Origin of the sequence: Coleofasciculus sp. G2-EDA-02 (assembly GCF_040226375.1) — a bacterium.
Lineage (GTDB): Bacteria > Cyanobacteriota > Cyanobacteriia > Cyanobacteriales > Coleofasciculaceae > Coleofasciculus.
This window is the reverse complement of sequence record NZ_JAVKEW010000200.1, coordinates 42,102-61,785: the sequence shown is the minus strand read 5'-3', so window position 1 is coordinate 61,785 and position 19,684 is coordinate 42,102. Positions and strand designations below refer to the sequence as shown.

9 protein-coding genes are annotated in these 19,684 nt (G+C 46.1%); 2 read left to right on the top strand and 7 right to left on the bottom strand.

Annotated elements, in window-relative coordinates:
* Positions 1-80: 80 nt before the first annotated feature.
* The 4 genes from RLO19_RS23870 to RLO19_RS23855 all read right to left on the bottom strand — a co-directional run bounded on the left by RLO19_RS23870 (position 81) and on the right by RLO19_RS23855 (position 12,329).
* Positions 81-3,473: a PAS domain-containing protein gene (locus RLO19_RS23870; RefSeq protein ID WP_446359886.1), complete on the bottom strand. Its 3,393-nt coding sequence runs from the start codon at positions 3,471-3,473 to the stop codon at positions 81-83.
* A gap of 451 nt (positions 3,474-3,924) precedes the next feature.
* Positions 3,925-11,526: a PAS domain S-box protein gene (locus RLO19_RS23865; RefSeq protein ID WP_446359885.1), complete on the bottom strand. Its 7,602-nt coding sequence runs from the start codon at positions 11,524-11,526 to the stop codon at positions 3,925-3,927.
* A gap of 155 nt (positions 11,527-11,681) precedes the next feature.
* Positions 11,682-11,984, bottom strand: a complete 303-nt coding sequence (locus tag RLO19_RS23860; RefSeq protein WP_446359884.1) for a response regulator — start codon at positions 11,982-11,984, stop codon at positions 11,682-11,684.
* Positions 11,985-11,999: 15 nt separating this feature from the next.
* On the bottom strand, positions 12,000-12,329 hold the full coding sequence (locus tag RLO19_RS23855) for a hypothetical protein (RefSeq protein ID WP_446359909.1): 330 nt from the start codon (positions 12,327-12,329) through the stop codon (positions 12,000-12,002).
* A gap of 208 nt (positions 12,330-12,537) precedes the next feature.
* Between RLO19_RS23855 and RLO19_RS23850 the strand changes: the two genes are divergently transcribed.
* Positions 12,538-13,506, top strand: a complete 969-nt coding sequence (locus RLO19_RS23850; RefSeq protein ID WP_446359883.1) for a cation diffusion facilitator family transporter — start codon at positions 12,538-12,540, stop codon at positions 13,504-13,506.
* 234 nt (positions 13,507-13,740) lie between these two features.
* Here RLO19_RS23850 and RLO19_RS23845 read toward each other — a convergent pair whose 3' ends face one another.
* The gene (locus RLO19_RS23845; protein ID WP_446359882.1) at positions 13,741-14,301 is read right to left on the bottom strand and encodes a hypothetical protein; all 561 of its coding nucleotides are present in this window, start codon (positions 14,299-14,301) and stop codon (positions 13,741-13,743) included.
* A gap of 74 nt (positions 14,302-14,375) precedes the next feature.
* Positions 14,376-17,129, bottom strand: a complete 2,754-nt coding sequence (locus tag RLO19_RS23840; protein ID WP_446359906.1) for a valine--tRNA ligase — start codon at positions 17,127-17,129, stop codon at positions 14,376-14,378.
* A gap of 277 nt (positions 17,130-17,406) precedes the next feature.
* Between RLO19_RS23840 and ilvN the strand changes: the two genes are divergently transcribed.
* Entirely contained in the window at positions 17,407-17,925 is a 519-nt protein-coding gene (ilvN, locus tag RLO19_RS23835) for an acetolactate synthase small subunit (protein ID WP_446359881.1), read from the top strand.
* Positions 17,926-18,000: 75 nt separating this feature from the next.
* Here ilvN and RLO19_RS23830 read toward each other — a convergent pair whose 3' ends face one another.
* Positions 18,001-19,503 carry a M23 family metallopeptidase gene (locus RLO19_RS23830; protein ID WP_446359880.1) on the bottom strand — a complete coding sequence of 501 codons (1,503 nt, stop codon included), beginning with the start codon at positions 19,501-19,503 and terminating at the stop codon, positions 18,001-18,003.
* Positions 19,504-19,684 lie beyond the last annotated feature (181 nt).

Genomic DNA, 19,684 nt, shown 5'->3' with positions numbered 1-19,684 from the left:
TCAATGGTAAAATCTATTCCACCATTTTAGCTGTGTCACGCCGCCATCGTGGGAGGTTGGAGATGCGATCGCGCTGGATATCATGTCCTAGATTGACTCAAATTAACGGGAATTTCGATAATAAATTCTGTGCCTTTGCCTAAGCCAGAAATACAGCTAATTTTACCCTGATGTTTGTCTACGATAATCTGATGACTTACCGCTAAGCCTAAACCGGTGCCACTCCCGACAGGTTTGGTGGTGAAAAAAGGGTCAAAGATATGCTGAAGCACGTTCTCACTCATGCCAATTCCGTTATCGCGAATCCGAATAATAATGGATTGGGGATTAGAGATTGGGGATTGGGTGAAGCATTGGCATTGGGATGTGGGCAGAAAACCGGGATATCTGGGCGTGAATACTGACGCTCTTTTCATCTCTACCGCTTCACTAACGCCCCGAGGAATACATGCTCCTTCGCTTTTTTCATGGGTTTTACTGATCTGTTCTACTTTTGTATTATTAGAGACTTCAGTGGTGATCGTAATCAACCGAGGTTTGGGTTGGCAGTCTAAGGCTTCAATGGCATTATCAAAGATATTGATAAAGACTTGATTTAACTGACTAGCATAACAGGTAACCTGGGGAAGTTGACTATAGTGTTTAATCACTTGAATTTCCGAGCGATTGCCTTGAGCCCGGAGTCGGGGCTGTAACATGAAGAGGGTGTTATCTATACCTTCATGGATATCAACGGCTTTTAACTCCGCTTCATCCAACTTAGAGAAGGTTTTGAGCGATCGCACAATTTTCTCGATGCGTTCAACGCCTATTTGCATAGACTTGATCAGCTTATGCCAATCCCCGACGAGAAACTCTAAATCGAGGTCCTCACTCAGTTGCTGAATCTCGGCGGTGGGGTGAGGATAGGTTTGCTGATACAGGTGTAGGAGTTTTAATACGTCTTGGAAATAAGCGTGGGCATAGGTAATATTGCCATGGATAAAATTGGCGGGGTTATTGATTTCATGTGCCACACCTGCAACCATGCGCCCTAAACTGGACATTTTCTCGGTTTGGATGAGTTGAGCTTGGGTGAGTTTCAATTCTTTTAGGGTTTCTTCTAGCGCCTGAGCTTTTTCCCGTTCCCGGGTTTCCGATGCTTGTAATGCTAGTTCTATTTGTTTGCGATCGCTAATATCCCGGTGAGTACCCGTCATCCGCATCGGTAAACCGTTTTGATCATCAGCGACGACTTTCCCATAATTGGAAATCCATTTATACACCCCGGATTTAGTCAGCAGTCGATAGTCCAATTTATAGGGAATGGAGTGATCTTTTAAATGCGCCTGCAATAGTTCCATCACCCCTGGTTGATCATCGGGATGGATCAGTTTCTTCCAAGTATTGACATGTCCTGAGAGTTCATCATACTCATACCCAAGCATATCAAACCAGTGACGGGAGAAATACACCTCTCCGGTATTAACATTCCAATCCCATAACCCATCTCCTGAAGCGTCTAAGGCGAGTTGTAAGCGTTCTTCACTTTCGCGTAAGGCGGCTTGCGATCGCGTCCGTTCGATGGCAATCTTGGCAAGGTAGAGGGTTTGGTTAATTAAGCTTTGATCCAGGTTAGTTGCGGTTTGTGGGTAGTCATAATAACCGGCAAAGGTGCCTAATATGCTGCCATTACGGGATAAAATCGGTACAGACCAACAGGCTCTGAGTCCATGAGATAAAGCTAAGTCTTTATAATTTGCCCATAACGGATCAGTAGCAATATCCGTGACAATAACCGTTTCCTTGCGATAAGCCGCCGTACCACAGGAACCTACACCCTCACCAATTTCCACGCCATCGATCGCTTGGTTGTATTCCTGGGGGAAACTAGGAGCAGCACCTAAGCGCAGTTTACCTTGTTCATCGACTAAGAGAAAAGAACAGCGCATTTGCTCAGACTGTTCCTCAACAAACCGAGCTAACGCCTCCAAAATATCCGGGAGGGGCGCATCTGAAGCGATGCACTGCAAGATATAATTTTGTTGTGCCAGCAACATCTCCGCTTCTTTGCGATCGCTAATATCAATCGCAGCACCTAGGGTTTGTCGTGTTGTCCCGTCTGCATCCCGTTTAAACACCGTCTCTTGGGCAAATAGCCAACGCCATTCCCCATTTTTGTGGCGCATCCGGTATTCTAACTCAAAGACTTCACCCACTTGGGCATATTTGATCCGGTTTTGATGATCCGTGAGGATAGCAAAATCATCGGGATGCATCAGAATTGAGAGAACCTGGTTCCCCATGTCCTGGATTTGGGCGGGGGTGTAGCCTAAAATAGTAGAGATTTCCCGGTTAGCATAGACATTGCGCCGCTCTATCCAATCATGAACATAAATAATATTGGGATTAGCATCATTAATCGCCTGTAACCAGCGTTGAGACTCTTGCAAAGATTGAGCCAGTTGCTGGCGTTCAATTCCCACCGCGATTTCATTCGCAACCGAGGCGAGGGTATCCAGGGTGTTGGGGGATAAAGGATGACGGGAAAACATCCCCATTACCCCCACAAGTTCATCTTCAACAATTAGAGGATAGCCAGCAAAGGATACAATACCTTCCCGTTGCGCCCATTCTGGATCACTGAGTTCGGGATCACTCAGGATATCATCGCTAAAATGGGGTTGGCGTTGACTGGCGATGCGACCAATTTTCGACTCCCCCAGGGGCACTCTAGCATGAGTGCCATTAAGATGGGTGTATAGTCCCGCCGAGGCTTTTAACTCTAGCCTATTTTCCCTTGAGTTGAGCGTCCAAATTCGGGCAAAGGCGACATTGAGGTGTTGAACAAAAGCCTGAGTACAGCGAAACAGCATCCTGGATAAATCACTTTCCTGACTCAAGGCAAATCCGATATCTGAACGCAAGGCTAAGCGCCGCGCATGTTCCGTCAACTGTGCTTGTGCAAGTTGGCGATGGCGAATTTCTTGGTGCAACTGGGCGTTTTGTTCCTGGAGTTGCTGGGTTAATAATTTCAGATGCAGGTGAATTTTGACCCGCGCTAACACCTCGTCGAGTTGAATTGGTTTACTAATATAGTCTACTGCCCCTAAGGATAATCCTTTGACTTTTGCCTCAGTATTCGACGTATCCACCGCCGCTGTCATAAAAATGACGGGGATATCCTGCGTCTTTTCCCATGCTTTGAGATGACGACAGGTTTCAAAGCCATCCATTTCCGGCATCATCACATCGAGTAAGATCAGATCGGGATCGAGTTTCTCTAGGAGTTTGAGCCCTTGCACACCACTTTTAGCTATCCGCACCTCAAAGCCAGCGTCTCTCAAAAAGTCCGAAACCAGTTTCAGATTTTCGGGCGTATCGTCGATGACGAGAATTTGTGGCTCTCTTGAGCAATTCTCCATCTCTCCACAGATGTGCGTAAACTCGTTGAGGGAATCTGGATTTAACTGAGATTTTTGATAAGGTGACATTTTATATTAGTTTCCCTTGCCCAGCACTGCTATTCTATTCGCTTTGCCCAAGTATAGGGAAGATAGGCAATTATGAATTTACTCAATATTTATTTAACTTTCCCAACATCTATTCGACTATCATTATGTCCCAATCGACAGCCCGGTTTCATCCCAAATCCGGTATACATAACCCCTTTTATATCCAGATTGTAGAGACGTTGCATGCAACGTCTCTACAGGGTTTTGGCGATTTGCCCTAAAAGGGGTGGCTAACCCGGATTTGGGATCAGACTTCTATGTCTTGCTCTTTGTCTAGCATAAAGTCGGGCAACATATAGCAAAAGGCAGGGCGGATTTTGTCTGTTCCATTACAGCGCTTTTGGTAGTAAGTGAGGTACACAGGCAGATCCCCGACTTCGTAGGAGTTGTCGGAGATCTTGCTTACGAAAGACATAAGACATAAGACAAATCACCAATCCTCAAAACAATTATCCAATAAATCAACAATTTTTTCATAGTCAAAATTAGCCGCCATTTCCAATACTTCCAGGGCAAAGGGAATATAATCAGGATTCATATCCTGGAGTCCCATGGTTTCCTGTTCAACGCCAGCGACATCCCCCATACTCGCCGCTTCATAGAGAGCCACTAACTCCTCCTGAGAGGGAATTACCATATTGCCAGATTCACACGATGGTTTTGATTGTTCTGCTTTCGCCTGATAAACCCATGACACATTTAAATACACCTGAATTTTCTGGAGCAAATCTGTTGTCGCAATCGGCTTAGTGAGGAAATCCGTACAGCCTGCATCCAAACTTTCAACGCGGTTATTGGCAAACGCATTAGCAGAAATCGCAATAATTGGCGTATTTATAAACTCAGATAGTTGGCGTAGCTGTTGCGTCATTTGGTGTCCATCCATAACCGGCATCACAATATCAACCAGAATCAAATCGGGTTGCCATTCCAAGGCTTTTTCTAATCCTTCTCGTCCATTTGTGGCGTCTTGAACCTCAAAGCGAAGGGGTTCTAAAATACTCTTAAGAACGGCACAATTTTCCCACCGATCATCAACAATCAAGATTTTGCGTTTAGCACCAGAATAACCCACAATCATATCCATCGGTTTGGCGGGGATGAATTCCGCTGAAGCAGGAACTGCGGGTAAATCAACCTCGAACCAGAATTTACTACCCACGCCCAGAGTGCTCTCAACCTCAATTTTACTCCCCATTAGGGCGACGAGTTTGTGAGTAATCGCTAACCCTAATCCGGTTCCTTCATGGCGGCGAGAACTATCCTTAATTTGCTCAAAGGGTAAGAAGATTTTCTCTAAGTCTTCGGAACTCATGCCAATTCCCGTATCTTCAATTTGGAAGCGAATCTTTTGTAATTTTTGAGTGTGTCGGGGCGGGTTTAGCCTATCTTGTGGATCTGTTGATGATAACCTTTGTTCAAAACCCGCCATTGTTGAGTCTGTCGGCGTGGGTGTCACTTCTATCGTTTCTTGACTCGCCCGGATGTGACTCAACCCGCCCTGAGTGAATTTTGGCTCAATTCCATAGTCTTGAGTGGTGATGATTTCAAGAATGACTGTAAAAGTCACACTCCCTTTATCCGTGAATTTAACCGCATTAGAAAGCAGGTTCATTAAGACTTGGCGCAGTCGCTTTTCATCCCCATAAATCACTTGGGGCATTGGTGTGGGAGCGTGATAGATAAAGGTAATGTCTTTTTGAGTAGCTTTGAGGCGGAATATTTCACAGAGTCCGACAATAAAGGAGGGAAAATGAAACTCTTCGGGATAGAGTTCCAGTTTGCCAGCTTCCACTTTTGACAGGTCTAAAATATCATTAATTAGGGTGAGCAGATGTTGACCGCACTGGTAGATAATCTCAATTCCGTCCTTTTGTTTTTGGGTTAAATTTGAATGGGGTTTGAGAATTTGAGCATAGCCTAAAATCCCATTCAAGGGCGTGCGAAGTTCATGACTCATTGACGCCAAAAACGCACTTTTAGCACGATTAGCGGCTTCAGCAGCGTCTTTGGCTTTGGCTAATTCTATCTCGGTTTTCTTCAGGTCAGTAATATCAATTTCAATGCCATCCCAAACAGTGCGTCCATCCGCTAAACGACGGGGGGCAGAACGTACATAAGACCATCGAATATCACCCCTAATTGTTCGCTTTCGCATCTGCATCTCATAAAGCGAAAGATTACGCCATGATTCTTCATTTCGTTGGTAATTAAGCTGGCGATCTTCGTCAACAATTAGATTAAACAAAACACTAGCATCCTGGATAATTTCCTCTGGTTTAATTCCGACTAATCGTTCAATTCCGGCGGTGATATAGGAGAAGTGAAACTTGCCATTGGGTTCTCTAACGAGTTGATAAATTAAACCATTAGGCAAATTATCTGCCAAGGTACGCAGCCTATATTCGCGCTCTTGTAAGGCTAATTCTGCCTGTTTGCGTTCGGTAATATCTTGACCGATTCCCACAGTAGAACCATCGGGTAAGCGAATATTTGCCCAAGTGGTTTCTAGAATTTCACCAGTACGAGTGGTAACCTGAAAGTCTTGCCAGTTGCCATCGGCTTTTTGCATAAACTCTAACACAGAGGCGCGATAGTCTGGGTCAGGATAAGCCTCTGCCATAATATCCCTATCTCGCAGTTCTTCTAGTGACCAACCCAATGTCTGCTCAAAAGCTGGGTTGACAAAATGCACATCTATCCCATCTTTATAGAAGCACAACATGATGGGAAGATAATCAAAAATGGTCTGGAGAATTTCTTTTTGCTGGCTCAATTGCAATTCAGCCGCTTTGCGATCGCTAATGTCTCGTAATATGGCTGTACATAAGATTTCGCCGTTGATCTCCAACTTAGAAATTGAGGCTTCTGTGGGAAACTCTGTGCCATCGTAGCGGCGACCAAAAAGTTCATTGCGTTCTCCCATTTGTCGTGCTGTACCGACAGATTCAGCAAAATTAGTGACGTGTTGACGGTGAATTGTAGCGGCGCAAGGAGGTAATAATAAATCCAGAGGTTGACCTAATACATGCTCGGCTTTGTAGCCAAACATTTTTTCCGCACCCTGATTAAATAAGGTAATTCGTTGCTGGGCGTCTACGGAAATAATCGCATCATTAGCAATTTCCAGAATACCCGCAAATCGAGATTGAGAGGCGGCTAGAGCAAATTCAGCCTGTTTGCGATCGCTAATATTGCGAGTCAGGGCAATTACCTCATTGTGATTCAGGGGAACCATTCGCGCCTCGAAGTATTGTTCACCCTGATTAAAGGGTAAAGAATACTCTACACTGACAAGAGATCCCGTTGCCAAAACTTGCTGAATCGCCCCATAGAGTTTTGCGCCTGCTGAAGTCGGTAATACCTCTTGAATGTTATGATTCAGACATAATTCTGCTGAGGTAGAAAACTCAGAGTTTTTGGTGCGAAAATCTAGAATCGTACCATCTGCCGCCAGACGAAAAAGGATATCGGGAAACGCATCAAAAATCGCTTGCATTTCCTGATTAGTTTGCCGCAATTGGGTTTCCACCTGTTTCAATTCAGTGAGATTGCGACAATTGACGATAACTCCGGAAATCTGCTGATTGCCATCCAGGTAAGGGATATAGGTGACGCTGATAAATTCGTGTTTTTCCCCCGGATAGTCAAACCACTCTTGATAGGTTACCGTTTCACCCGCCAGACATCGATCTAAATTCGGTTTAATTACTTGTTCAAATACCTCCTCTCCCAGCAAGTCACTCACCGAATGTCCGACAATTTCGTCATATCCTTTTTGATTCCAATCTAAATAGGCTTGATTGACAATCTGATAAGTGTAATTCATATCCAGCAAAGAAATGGCATCGGTTGTCGATGAAACAATCCGTTCATAGCGTCGCAAAGCATCCTCGGCTTCTTTGAGTTCGGTGATATCCTGAGAGGTTCCCAGAATTTTAATCACCCGATTCGTTTCATCCCGCTCAAACACCACTTCCCGTGAAAGTAACCAGCGCCACGAGCCATCTTTGTGGCGAAATCGACTCTCGGTGGATAAAATATCGCTATCTGATGCCGTTTGCCAAAAGTTTAAATTCCGCTCAATCAAAGGCAAGTCATCGGGATGGAGGACATCCAGGAAAAACTCCATCCCCCGGCAGATAATTTCTTCGGGGGTGTAACCTAATATATCGAGGGATTGTTGATTAATATACAGATCGGTTCCCGCTGTTGGTTCAAATAGGTAAAGCAGTTGTGGCGAAGTATTGATGATTTTTTCGATAAACCGTTGATTTTCCTTAAATTGGAGTTCAACCTGTTTGCGATCGCTAATATTCAAGCTCGTGCCAATTAGTCGATAAATGCGGGAATTTCTGTCTTTTAGGGGCGTTAGATTACTAATCCACCAAGAGTCTTTTCCGTTAATTTGTAGTGAATGTTCATAGGTTATCCGTTCTCCCGCCGTCAGACAGCGATGATACCGTTGACACACCGCCTCGGCAATGTCTGGCGCTAATATTTCTTGTGGCGTTTTCCCCTGTATTTCTGAGCTACAAAGACCGGACATCCGTTCATGGGCGGGATTAATACTAACATAGCGAAATTCACCCGTTTCCAAAACATCAACGATAAAGACAGCCGCTTCAATGCCTTCGTAAATACTGCGTAAAAATGTTTCCCTTTCTCTGAGGGATTCCTCGGCTTGTTTACGTTCAGTAATATCAACTAAATACCCGACACATTCCAGGGGTGTCCCCATTTCATCCCGAACTAACGTCAGTTGAGTGGCGAACCAGTGATAGGTGCCATCGCTATGGTGAAAGCGGTACTCGTAGGTACAATATCCCTGAGCAAACAGTTGCGGTAAACTCTCAGTAGTCGCCATCTTATCCTCCGGGTGAACCCGCACCCACCAAAACGGGGCATTGTGGATAAAGTTCTCCGCATCATAGCCGAGAATCGTGCTAACATTTTCACTCATAAAGGTGGCGGAGAAATCGCCTGTGGCTTGACAACTAAAAATAACCGCTGGACTCGCGGTGAGCAGATATTGTAAGCGTTCTTTGGTAGATTGGAGTTCTATCTCCGCCTGTTTACGTTCAGTAATATCTTCTACCAAGCCGACAAACCGCACCGCTTCTCCCGCCTCATCTCGTACTACAGAAATATCACCGGTAATCCAGCGTTGTTCACCATCGGCTCGAATTATCCGATAGTCTCGCTGCACCGGATGTCCTTGAAACTGTTGGCTAAGGGAATCGAGAACCGACGCACGATCCTCTGGATGTACCGCCTCTATCCAGGATTCGGGGTTTTGATATAGACTCTCACAGGAGCGTCCCCATATCGTTTCGTAAGCTGGACTGACGTAAAGAAACTTACCGGAACTGGCAGAGCGGACAAAGAAGAATTGACTCACGGTGCTGGCAATTTCTTGGAAGCGGTTCTCGCTCCTGATTAAAGCTTGTTCAAATTGCTTACGCTCGGTGATATCCTGAGTAACGACCATACCCGCGATTACGTTACCCGCATCATTTCTCACCGCCGTACTCTGACACAAATATGTTAAACCTCCGATGCTAATTTCTTGAGTCTGCTCAATTCCCGCCAAAGCAGCATGATAGAGTGGCTCAACCATGACACAAGTTGCTGGGGATAAAACCTCCCACAGGGTTTTCCCGTGCAACGCTTCCCAGCTATATCCCGCTTGTGCTAACGCCTGACCATCTGCTACTAAATAGCGTAGGTTAGGGTCAAACAGGAAAATTGCCCCATTGGGGAAGTTCCTAGCCATGGCGCGATACAGGTACTCGCTGGTACGCAGAGCGTCTTCGGCAAGTTTGCGATCGCTAATATCCCGCGCTACCCAAATCACCGACTGATCAGACAAGGGAGCAATGGAGATAGTGAACCAAATCTGGCGATTATCCCAGGTTAAATTATAGTCAAAATAGATTGTCTGCCCGGTTTCTAATACCTGTTGAACTTGGGCAAACCAACGATCCTGTGCATCCTCAAAAAATTGCTCGATAATTACATTAAGCAGGTTACTGTCTTCCGGGGACAAGTACGTTCGCTTCGTCGGTGCAACTTGAACGCTTTTTTGATGATCAATGATCAGGACAATATCGTTAATCGCTTCAAAAATTGTCCGGATTTGTTGCTCAGAACTATGAAGTTTGCCTTCGAGTAACTGACGCCCAGCCATTTCTTGTTGTAATCGTTCATTTGCTTCAACTAATTCGGCAGTTCGTTGAGCGACGTTGGCTTCTAGGGTACGATTGTAATTCCGTCGGAGAGTCTCGGCTCGCTTGCGTTCTGTGATATCAGCGAAGGCTGCGATCGCGCCGATAATTGTCCCGGTTTGATCTAATAGCGGTGTTCCATAAACTTCCAAGGGAACAATATGATCCGGTTGATGAATTTCCATGTCTTCCACTATCGTTTTTTGTCCGTTCAGAGCGCGAACTACGGGCAGATTTCCCACCGGATACAATTGATTACTCTCGCTCTGATAAACCTGATAAGTTGCGGCTAATTCCTCAATTTTGGCGTCGGGTAATGTCTCAATTCCTAGTAACTCTTTTGACTTTTCGTTGGCATAAGTTAATTGTCCGTTAATATCATGAACTGATATGCCCACCGGTATCGCTTCCAGAATTTGAGTCAATCGGCTTTCACTTTGAGTTAAGGCTTGATTAGAGGATTTAAGTTGAGTAAAATACTGTTGTAGTTGCGCTGCCATAGTCTGGAATGATGCTGCCAGTTGACCGACTTCATCCCCCCGGTTAATGGCGATTGATTGCTGCCATTCTCCCCGTGCGATCGCGTCAGCGGCTTTATTTAATTGTAGAATCGGTTTCGTCACCCAGCGAGCGGTACGAATTCCCATAATAATAGACAGGATTAATGCTGCAACACACAATCCTATTGTGGTGCGAGTATTAGCATGAATCTCTGCCATAAAGTCAGATTCAGGAACAACGGTGACAATTAACCAGTTCAACCCAGATTGATCCTGAATCGGATTAACTTGCAGGAAATAGCGATTGTGCTTAAATGTAAACTTAAAATTTTGAGCCTGCTTGATTGTAGACCACTGCTTCACCTGATTCAATAGAAAGCTTACAGAAGCTTTAGTCAGAGGATTCTTACTCTGTTGAATAGGTAGCCGCCAGTCTTGAGGATTTAAGTTTTTCCGATAATCTGCCTTTAAATCTGGCTTAAAGGGGATTTCACCCGTAGAACTAGCAACAAATTCTCCTTTTTGATTAATGATGAAAACTTGACCCGTTTTTCCCACCTCCACACCCTCTAGAAACTCAGCCAACTCAGGCACAAAAAAGGTTGCTGCCAAAACCCCTTGAAAATTTCCCTCTGAGTCATTAAACTGCAAAAAATTAGCGATCATTAATAGGGGTTTATCAACGCCCTGGGATAGATTAACAACCGGACGCCAAATTCCTTTACCTGCTTGCTTTGTCGCTGGATACCAAGCCTCACCTTGGGGTGGATCATTGTGGGGATCAAAGTCATATCTAACTTGGGTGCGTTTAATTCGCTGACCCTGAAGATTGGCAGTATAGTAGTGAAAGGCGTAGTTTGTCGATTGATCTAAAACCCGGATAATTAAAGAATCACTTGCCAATGATTTTGCTACAGCCAGAAATTCTCGTTCCTCAGTAGCGATTGCCACAGTACTCACCGTGGTATAGATTTGGAGTTGCTGGGCGAAGTAGCGTTCTAAACCGGAAAAATTTTTCCAATCTACAACCCCAGTACGAATAGCAGCGGCAAGGTTTTGAGTAACCTGGTGAGGAATTTCCAGATAATGGTACACATTTTGCTCGACGCGCTTATCCACTTCATCGATTAACTGATAGGCTATGTTTTCAACTGCCCTTTGACCATTTTTATAGGAAAGATACCCCACCAATCCCACCGTTCCCACAATTTGCAGCACAAAAGGTACAATCAAAACCGTTCGCAGAGGCAGGTTTACCGCCACGTTAGTTAGAATACTGTTGAGAGATTTAATAGGGTTGAACATAAAGACGACAAGGAATGGGAAACCGAGAATATGGAACAGAAAATATGATTTTGTATAGAGACAATAATAAAGTATATCTCAGGACTTTAAGAGTTATGAAAAAAACAATTTTGGTCAATTAACTTGACTTGAGAATTTATTTATAATTAAAATCTTCAGCCAATTTCATGGCGTGAATGGCAAGGCGTATCCTGAAACCCAGGAAATTGGCGCAATTGTTGCGTCATTTGATGACCATCCATTACAGGCATCACAATACTCACTACGATTAAATCAGGTTGAAACGGGTGGGCTTTGTCTAGTCCCTCTTTTCCATTTGTAGCTTCTACAACATTAAAGCCAATCGGTTCCAGTATATTAGCAAGAACGGCACGATTTTCCCACCGATCATCAACAATCAGAATTTTGCGTTGTTCCCCAGTATAACCAATAATCGTCTCTCTCGATTTTATCATCATTGGTTTGGGAGCATGTCAGGGAGAGCACAAAACGCTCAAGTAGGTTGGGTAGAGCGATAGCGTTACCCAACAGGTTTGTCCTTGTTCAATTCTATTTACGCTAAAGGTAACGCCACCTGTATCAGTAAATTTTATTGCATTAGATAGCAAATCCATTAAAATTTGGCGCAGTCGCTTTTCATCGGCATAAATAAATTCCGGTAGAGAGGGAGAAGCCTGATAGGTAAACATAATATCTTTTTGTTCAGCTTTGAGACGAAAGATAGCGGTTAAGCCAATTAGTAATGAAGGGAGATAAAAATCCTGGGGATAGAGTTGGAGTTTATTGGCTTCAATCTTGGACAAAAAACTGATTTCACGGATTTATTGGAAAGAGTGGGGTTGGGAAGCGAAATGTTAGTGACACTGATGACATCTCCCCCAGCGTAGAGACGTGCCATGGCACGTCTCTACAACCCCGGCTCCCCTATCCCTCGCAATCTTGGCGAAAGAAGGCACAGATTGGGCTTACTATTGGGTAGTTTCCCCCGTTGGGTTCACTACCTTCTGACAGATGAGTGAAGGATCACATCGCATTCAGACAACTCGTCTGATACTATTCACGACGCTCTGGCTAACTTTATTTATTTTATCGGTAAAAGTTTCTGCGGCTTGGGCGACGCGATCGCTAAGTCTTATGGCAGAATCGATGCAGACGTTACTGGTTAGCTTCAGTACCCTGCTGAGTTTATATAAGCTGATCGCGAATGAGCATCCCATACGGCGATCGGTTTATGGTCATGGTAAGTGGGAAACCCTGATCCTATTCTTACTGATTGGCTTTTTCGGGTTTACCGGATTGAATGTCTGGGGGATATCGAGTCAACAGTTGTTCAACCAAGCCTCAGGCGACTTGCTGACGTTGCCGGTTCGGGTAAGTTTACCCCTGATTCAATTACTCGGCGTCGTAGTGATTACCAGTTTAGGGTTGGCATTAGTGGGACTGTATCAAGCTAAACTACTCAGAAGTGCGGCTGTGCAGTTTAATGCCCGACAACTCTTGCTCGATGTCTGCCTAACTCTCATCGTACTCCTGGGGCTTGTGGGAGTCGGGGCGGGGTTAGTTTGGCTGGATGTGGTGTTAGCCATTGTACTGGTTCTGGTGGCGGTGAGGAATGGCTGGCAGGTTGTGAATTGGCAGTTTCCCCTACTGGTTGAGCCAACTGCGATCGCGCCGGAAATTCTCGCGCAAATCGCTCACCAAGTTGGCGGAATCACTCACTGTTATCACATTCGCTCACGGGGAATTGTGGGGCGTTATGTTTATATTCAAATGCACCTGATCATACATCCTGAATTTGCCGGAGTAACCTCTTTACTGGTGGAACGAATTAAGGGCATGATTGAGGAACAATATGGTCCGGTGCAGGTGACATTTTATATTGAGGATGACTTTGCGATTGCCGCCAATCGTTATCGCTCAAGGTTTATATCTGATCCTAATCGTGATGATTCAAATAATCCTGAGTTCGGCGATTGGTGATTCGTCTTATGTCAAAACACTGATTTCACGGATTTATTGGAGAGAGGGATGTAGGGAAGTGAAAGGTTAGTGACACTGATTTCACAGATTTATTGGAGAGAGGGGGGTAGGGAAGTGAGAGGTTAGTGGCACTGATTACATTTAGTCACATCAGGGTGAAAACTAAATAAATGTTAGTGGTAAAACTCGCCCCTACAAAAGATGTTTCATTGGAATGTCTCTTCTCTCTCAGCTTCACCCATCTTCCCCTGCTCCCCCTGCTCCCCCTGCTTCCCCTGCTCCCCCTGCTTCCCCTGCTTCCCCTGCGTCTTCATCCGGAAGAGTGATGTTATACTTTTTTAATTGCTCCTGTAACTTAGCCTCCCGTTCTTCAATATGTTGCTCTTTGAGTTTTAATTCAATTTCCAAGGCTTGAATGTTTTCACGACGGGCTTCCATTTCGGCACGCTGGCGGGTTAAATCTTGACTTTGTAGGGTCAAATCCTGTCGCCATTGTTCAGTGCGAGTCAATTCTTCCTGTAAGAAGATGGGCGTAATCCCGATAGTTAGATATCGTTGGATGAAGTTTAACACCCACTCTTTCGCCGAGTAAATACTCAGAACGTCTTGATTGTCAGAAATATCTACCAACACTAACAAGCCTTGATTAAAGGAGTTCGCCTCATTTGATGAGAACGAAAGGCTTTTTGGTGGATTAATGAGTGCCCAGGAGTCATCAGATTCTTGACGGGCTAGCAATTGGAGTTCAATGCCGCCGCCATTGTCGTTGTTTTGCACTTCACCCAGATGTAGCATAGCCTGTTAGTTGTTAGTCGTTAATCAGTAAGGAATTGATCGTCAAGAAGTAATAATTTATCATCGCTTTAGAGTTAGAGTCTTTTTAGGCGATCGCGCAAAATTTCGGCTTGATGCACAGACTCACTCAATGCATCCTTAGCACCCTGCACAACAGGGGCGGGGGCTTTGTTGACAAAGTTTTGATTCCCCAACCGACTAGATAGAGATTTGACTTCGGCATCGATTTTGCTGAGGTCTTTTTCTAACTTAGCGCGAAGTGTCTCGACATCGACTAAACCCGCTAGCGGAATAATCACTTGAATGGTGCCAATCACACCCGCCATTGTGGTTTTGAGTTCTTCCTCTAAGGCTGGCACAATGGTTAAGGTATCGACTTTGCCTAAATCTTGCAGGTAAGATTCACCTTTGTCTAAAATCTCACGTTCATCCGGATTTTCACTTTGCAAAATCACGGGTGCTTTTGCCCCAGGTTTAATCCCAGCTTCTGCACGCAGGTTACGGATGGTGCGGATTGTGCCAATTAGTAACTCGAACTGGTTTTCCAATTCTTGATCAATAGGGAATGCGCCTGATTCTGCTTCCGAGTCGGGCAGGGCGGGATAAGGTTGCAGCGCCAAACATTCATCCGTTTTTTGGGTTAAGGTATGCCAGATTTCTTCGGTAATATGGGGCATAAAGGGATGCAGGAGTTTCAGGATACCATCGAGGATGTATGCCAGGGTTTGCTGGGCAATTTGCCGCGATTGAGTTCCCTTTTGGCGCAACCGTTGTTTAACCAGTTCAATATACCAGTCACAAAAGTCACCCCAGATAAAGTCATAGAGTTTTTTGGCGGCTTCTCCTAAAGCGTAATCCTCTAGATCTTGACGGGTTTGAGTGACAACTTGATAAAAGCGGGAGAGAATCCAGCGATCGCTTAATTCTAATTTATCCCTTTCCTTCTCCAGTGGCGAACCCAACCCTTGGGGAGGTTTGCCATCTAGATTCATCATCACAAACCGCGCCGCATTCCACAGTTTATTGGCAAAGTTGCGCGAGGCTTCCACTGACGCCGATTCATCGGTCTGGCGATTATACTCTAAACGAATATCTTGACCCGCACCAGCGACTTCTCGGACTAAGGTATAACGGAGTGCATCTGTACCATATTTCTCGATCAGGATCAGCGGATCAATACCATTATTTGCCGACTTGGACATCTTTTTGTTATTTTCATCCCGGACTAAGCCGTGGATGTAAACGGTTTTGAATGGCATTTGACCCGTAAAATAACCCCCCATCATCGTCATCCGGGCAACCCAGAAGAATATGATATCAAAGCCTGTAACTAATACGGTGGTGGGGTAGTAGGTTTCTAAGTCCGGCGTTTGTTGGGGCCAACCCATAGTTGAGAAGGGCCACAAGCCGGATGAAAACCAAGTGTCGAGCACATCGGGATCTTGGATGAGCTTGACATCTTCGCCAAATTGTGATATTGCTTTTTCTTGAGCATCGGCTTCATTGTGAGCCACGATAAACGGTGTCGTATCCGTAATTTCTCCCCCGGTTTCACTCACCGCATACCAAGCCGGAATTTGGTGTCCCCACCAGAGTTGGCGAGAGATGCACCAGTCTTCTAATTTTACTAACCAGTCTCGGTAAACTTTTTTCCAGCGTTCAGGAACAAAGTCGGGGGAGTTATGCTGATCCAGCCATTCGAGCGCTTGATCAGCCAGGGGACGAATCTTAACGAACCATTGGGTAGATAATAGAGGTTCAACGGGGACTTTGCCGCGATCGCTATAGGGAACAGTATGGTGGTAATCTTCTATCTTGACCAGGAATCCATCCGCCTCTAGTCGCTGCACCACATTTTTCCGAGCCACAAATCGGTCTTGTCCTTGAAAAGACCCAGCATTTTCATTAAGCGTACCATCTTTATTCAGGATATTAATAAACGGCAAATCATGGCGTTTGCCCATCTCAAAGTCATTGGGATCATGAGCCGGAGTCACTTTCACGCACCCCGTACCGAAGCTAGGGTCAACCAACTCATCCCCAATAATCGGAATCTCTCGCCCCATAATCGGCAAGGTTAGCGTTTTGCCAATTAAATGCTGATAGCGTTCATCTTGGGGATTAACCGCCACCGCCGTATCACCCAGCATCGTTTCGGGTCGAGTCGTCGCCACTTCCACTGACCCATTTCCCTCACTCAGGGGATAACGAAAATGCCACAGATGTCCATTAACCTCCTTATTTTCCACCTCCAAATCCGAAACCGCCGACTGAGACTGGGGACACCAATTCACCATATACTCACCCCGGTAAATCAGTCCGGCGTCGTAGAGTTGGACAAAGGCTTCCACCACAGCATTAGACAAACCTTCGTCCATAGTGAACCGTTCCCGCGACCAATCCACCGACACCCCTAAGCGACGCAATTGGTTAACAATCCAACCCCCTGATTCTTCCTTCCATCGCCAAGCGCGATTCAGATAATCTTCCCGTCCCACCTCTTGACGAGTTTTGCCTTCGGCTTTCAGTTGTCGGTCTAAAATCGTGGACACCGCAATACTCGCATGGTCAGTCCCCGGAACCCACAGCGTATTAAACCCCTTCATCCGGTTGTAGCGAACCAGGATATCCATAATCGTTTGTCCCAAGGCGTGACCCATGTGCAGGCTACCCGTGACGTTGGGCGGTGGAATCACCATGGAATAGGGTTCACCCCCTTGTTCAGGGTGGGCTTGGAAGACGCCCTGTTCTTCCCAAAACTGTTGCCACTTGGCTTCAGTGGTCGTGGGATCGTATTGAGTGGGTAGGGAGGAAGTGATTGCTGTCATGGAAATCGTGGGTTTTACGTTTAATTTTGCCATACCCGACGACAGGGTTTAGGTTTCACCGAGATTAACCCTGTAGGGGAGAAGCATTTGCGCCTTGATTTGGTGGTTGTGCAGCTAAGTGTTCATCGCGAATGCTTCGCCCTGACCCAAGTCAAACCATCAATCAATTAACTCTTGTCATTTTTTCAGACCACGGTAAGATATAAAAGCCTCATACCAAAACCCGATTATACAAAAGGAAGAGGCAAACGCCTTTGTGCCATTTTGGTGTTAACTGATGAAACACACCCTTTCAGTTTTAGTCGAAGATGAAGCCGGTGTCTTAACTCGCATTGCTGGTTTATTTGCCCGTCGCGGCTTCAATATTGAAAGTCTCGCCGTTGGTCCTGCTGAAAAAGTTGGGATTTCCCGGATTACGATGGTAGTGCCTGGGGATGAGCGATCGATTGAGCAACTAACCAAGCAACTCTACAAACTGATCAACGTGATCAAAGTTCAAGACATTACCACCACCCCTTGTGTTGAACGGGAATTGATGCTGATCAAAGTCAACGGCAGCAGTTCCACGCGATCAGAGATCATTGAACTTGCCCAAGTGTTCCGGGCGCGGGTGGTAGATATTGCCGAGGATTCCCTGACAATTGAAGTTGTGGGAGACCCTGGAAAAATGGTCGCGATTATCCAGATTTTGAGCAAGTTCGGACTTCGGGAAATAGCCCGGACTGGAAAAATCGCCCTAATCCGCGAATCCGGTGTCAATACCGAATATCTCAAGTCTCTGGAAGCCAAAGTCTAGCTAAACCTTTGTACAGAACCTGCCCCTTGTGAATGTAGAGACGTTGCATACAACGTCTCTACATTACCTGTATATTCAGGAGTCCGGTTGCTGGAGCGCCTGCGCCACCTTCAGCGCCTCAATCAGTTGAGCCATAGCATATTCTAAATGAGCGCCAGCATCAACCGCCACCCAACCATCGGTGGTTTGGTGACGCCACTCAAAGTGGAGATGGGGACCAGTAGAAAAACCAGTACTACCGACAAGCCCGATAACACTGCCTTGATCCACCGATTCACCGGGTTGAACAAAAATTTCCGACAGGTGAGCATAGCGGCTTTCTTGAGTGCCTTCCTCATGGCGCAAGATCACCGTCAGTCCGTAGCCTCCCAAGAAATCAGCCGTCGCCACCTCACCAGGAGCAACAGCCAAAACAGGTGTACCTGTCGGGGCGGCTATATCTGTCCCGGAATGGAAACGATAAGTTCCAGCAATTGGATGCATCCGCCAACCGAATACTGAGCTAATTGCCGCCGGAATGGTTAAGGGGAAGATAAAGCTGGCATTGCCGACTAGAGGACGCCCTAGAGGTCGATTAGAGAAATTATAGTAAGTTAGACCCGTGGGAGTGGTTTTGGGTGATGCCGTTGTGGGCATAGAGGAGACACCAGGAGGGCGAGTAAACTGTCTGATCCGAGGATTCACAGACGCTGTAACCCGTTGAACTGACCTGACTGGCTGACTCACACTGGCGCCGAGGGTAACCGGAGGTGCAGGGAGTCGAGTTATTTGGGTTCCAGTTCCTCCTTGGAGTTGATGGGGTTGACGTTGAATGCGTCCCGCCTGAACCCCCGTCTGAACTCCCCTCTGAACTCCCCTCTGAACCCCCGCCTGAACCGTTTGTGTTTGTTGTCTTGGCGCAGCTTGACCCCCACAGCTCCCACTCACCAGTTGTCCATTGCGCGACACCGTTTGACAACCCGTTGACCGCTCGGTAAGAATCACGGCTGGTTTGGCAGGACTTTGGGTTGCGCCCAGGCTGTAGTTTGTCCGGTCAATATAGCTATTATTCGGTGTAGCTGGGGTTTGAGCAGCTTCCTGAGTGGAGGAAGGATTAATAATAACTTTCGGAGGTTTGGCTAGGGTGGCGGGAGCTGGAATGGATAGATTAGGCGCGTCAAGTCTCGGTTTGGCAGCCGGGGGTGTCGCCACTGTTGGTGTAGGTGCGGCGGGAGCCGGAGCAGGTGCTGGAGGCTTGCTAACACTCACCGGTGCGGGGGCTGGGGGTTTAGGGGCAGGAGGAGCAGGCGGCTGGTACGCGGGTTTAGGTGCAGGTGCTGGGGGGGCGACAACGACTGCTGGCGCTACGGGTTTAGGTTGGGCTGGAGGTGCTGGGGGCGGCGGGGTAAATTTAATCGCTGGGGGAGCAGGCGGTGCAGCTGGGGCTATACCTGTATCTATTGGTGCATCGGTTTGAGCAACGACTAGACCACTACTGAGTACACCCAGCCCTCCCATCCAACTGATTCCTTGCTTAAGCCAGGGATATCGGTAAAATACGCCCGTTGGGGTGGAATTGGCGACGGTTTTTTTATTCATTTGCGACTCACTCCTCATCCTCACTGTCTATCAATAGCGAGTAAAAATTTTCAGTCAATTTAAAGGGATTTAATTTGGACTAGAACACCGATTCATTAATCAAAACCATAAACTGAAGCGTCTTAACCCAGTAACATTGGCGACTCCAAGCTGATTTGTTGACGTTTGACAGACAAGGACA

Bases quoted from the DNA above. Each gene is read 5' to 3' on its own strand.
- ilvN (WP_446359881.1), top strand. From the start codon at position 17,407: ATGAAACACACCCTTTCAGTTTTAGTCGAAGATGAAGCCGGTGTCTTA.
- RLO19_RS23845 (WP_446359882.1), bottom strand. From the start codon at position 14,301: ATGCTACATCTGGGTGAAGTGCAAAACAACGACAATGGCGGCGGCATT.
- RLO19_RS23840 (WP_446359906.1), bottom strand. From the start codon at position 17,129: ATGACAGCAATCACTTCCTCCCTACCCACTCAATACGATCCCACGACC.
- RLO19_RS23870 (WP_446359886.1), bottom strand. From the start codon at position 3,473: ATGTCACCTTATCAAAAATCTCAGTTAAATCCAGATTCCCTCAACGAG.
- RLO19_RS23860 (WP_446359884.1), bottom strand. From the start codon at position 11,984: ATGATGATAAAATCGAGAGAGACGATTATTGGTTATACTGGGGAACAA.
- RLO19_RS23865 (WP_446359885.1), bottom strand. From the start codon at position 11,526: ATGTTCAACCCTATTAAATCTCTCAACAGTATTCTAACTAACGTGGCG.
- RLO19_RS23850 (WP_446359883.1), top strand. From the start codon at position 12,538: ATGAGTGAAGGATCACATCGCATTCAGACAACTCGTCTGATACTATTC.
- RLO19_RS23830 (WP_446359880.1), bottom strand. From the start codon at position 19,503: ATGAATAAAAAAACCGTCGCCAATTCCACCCCAACGGGCGTATTTTAC.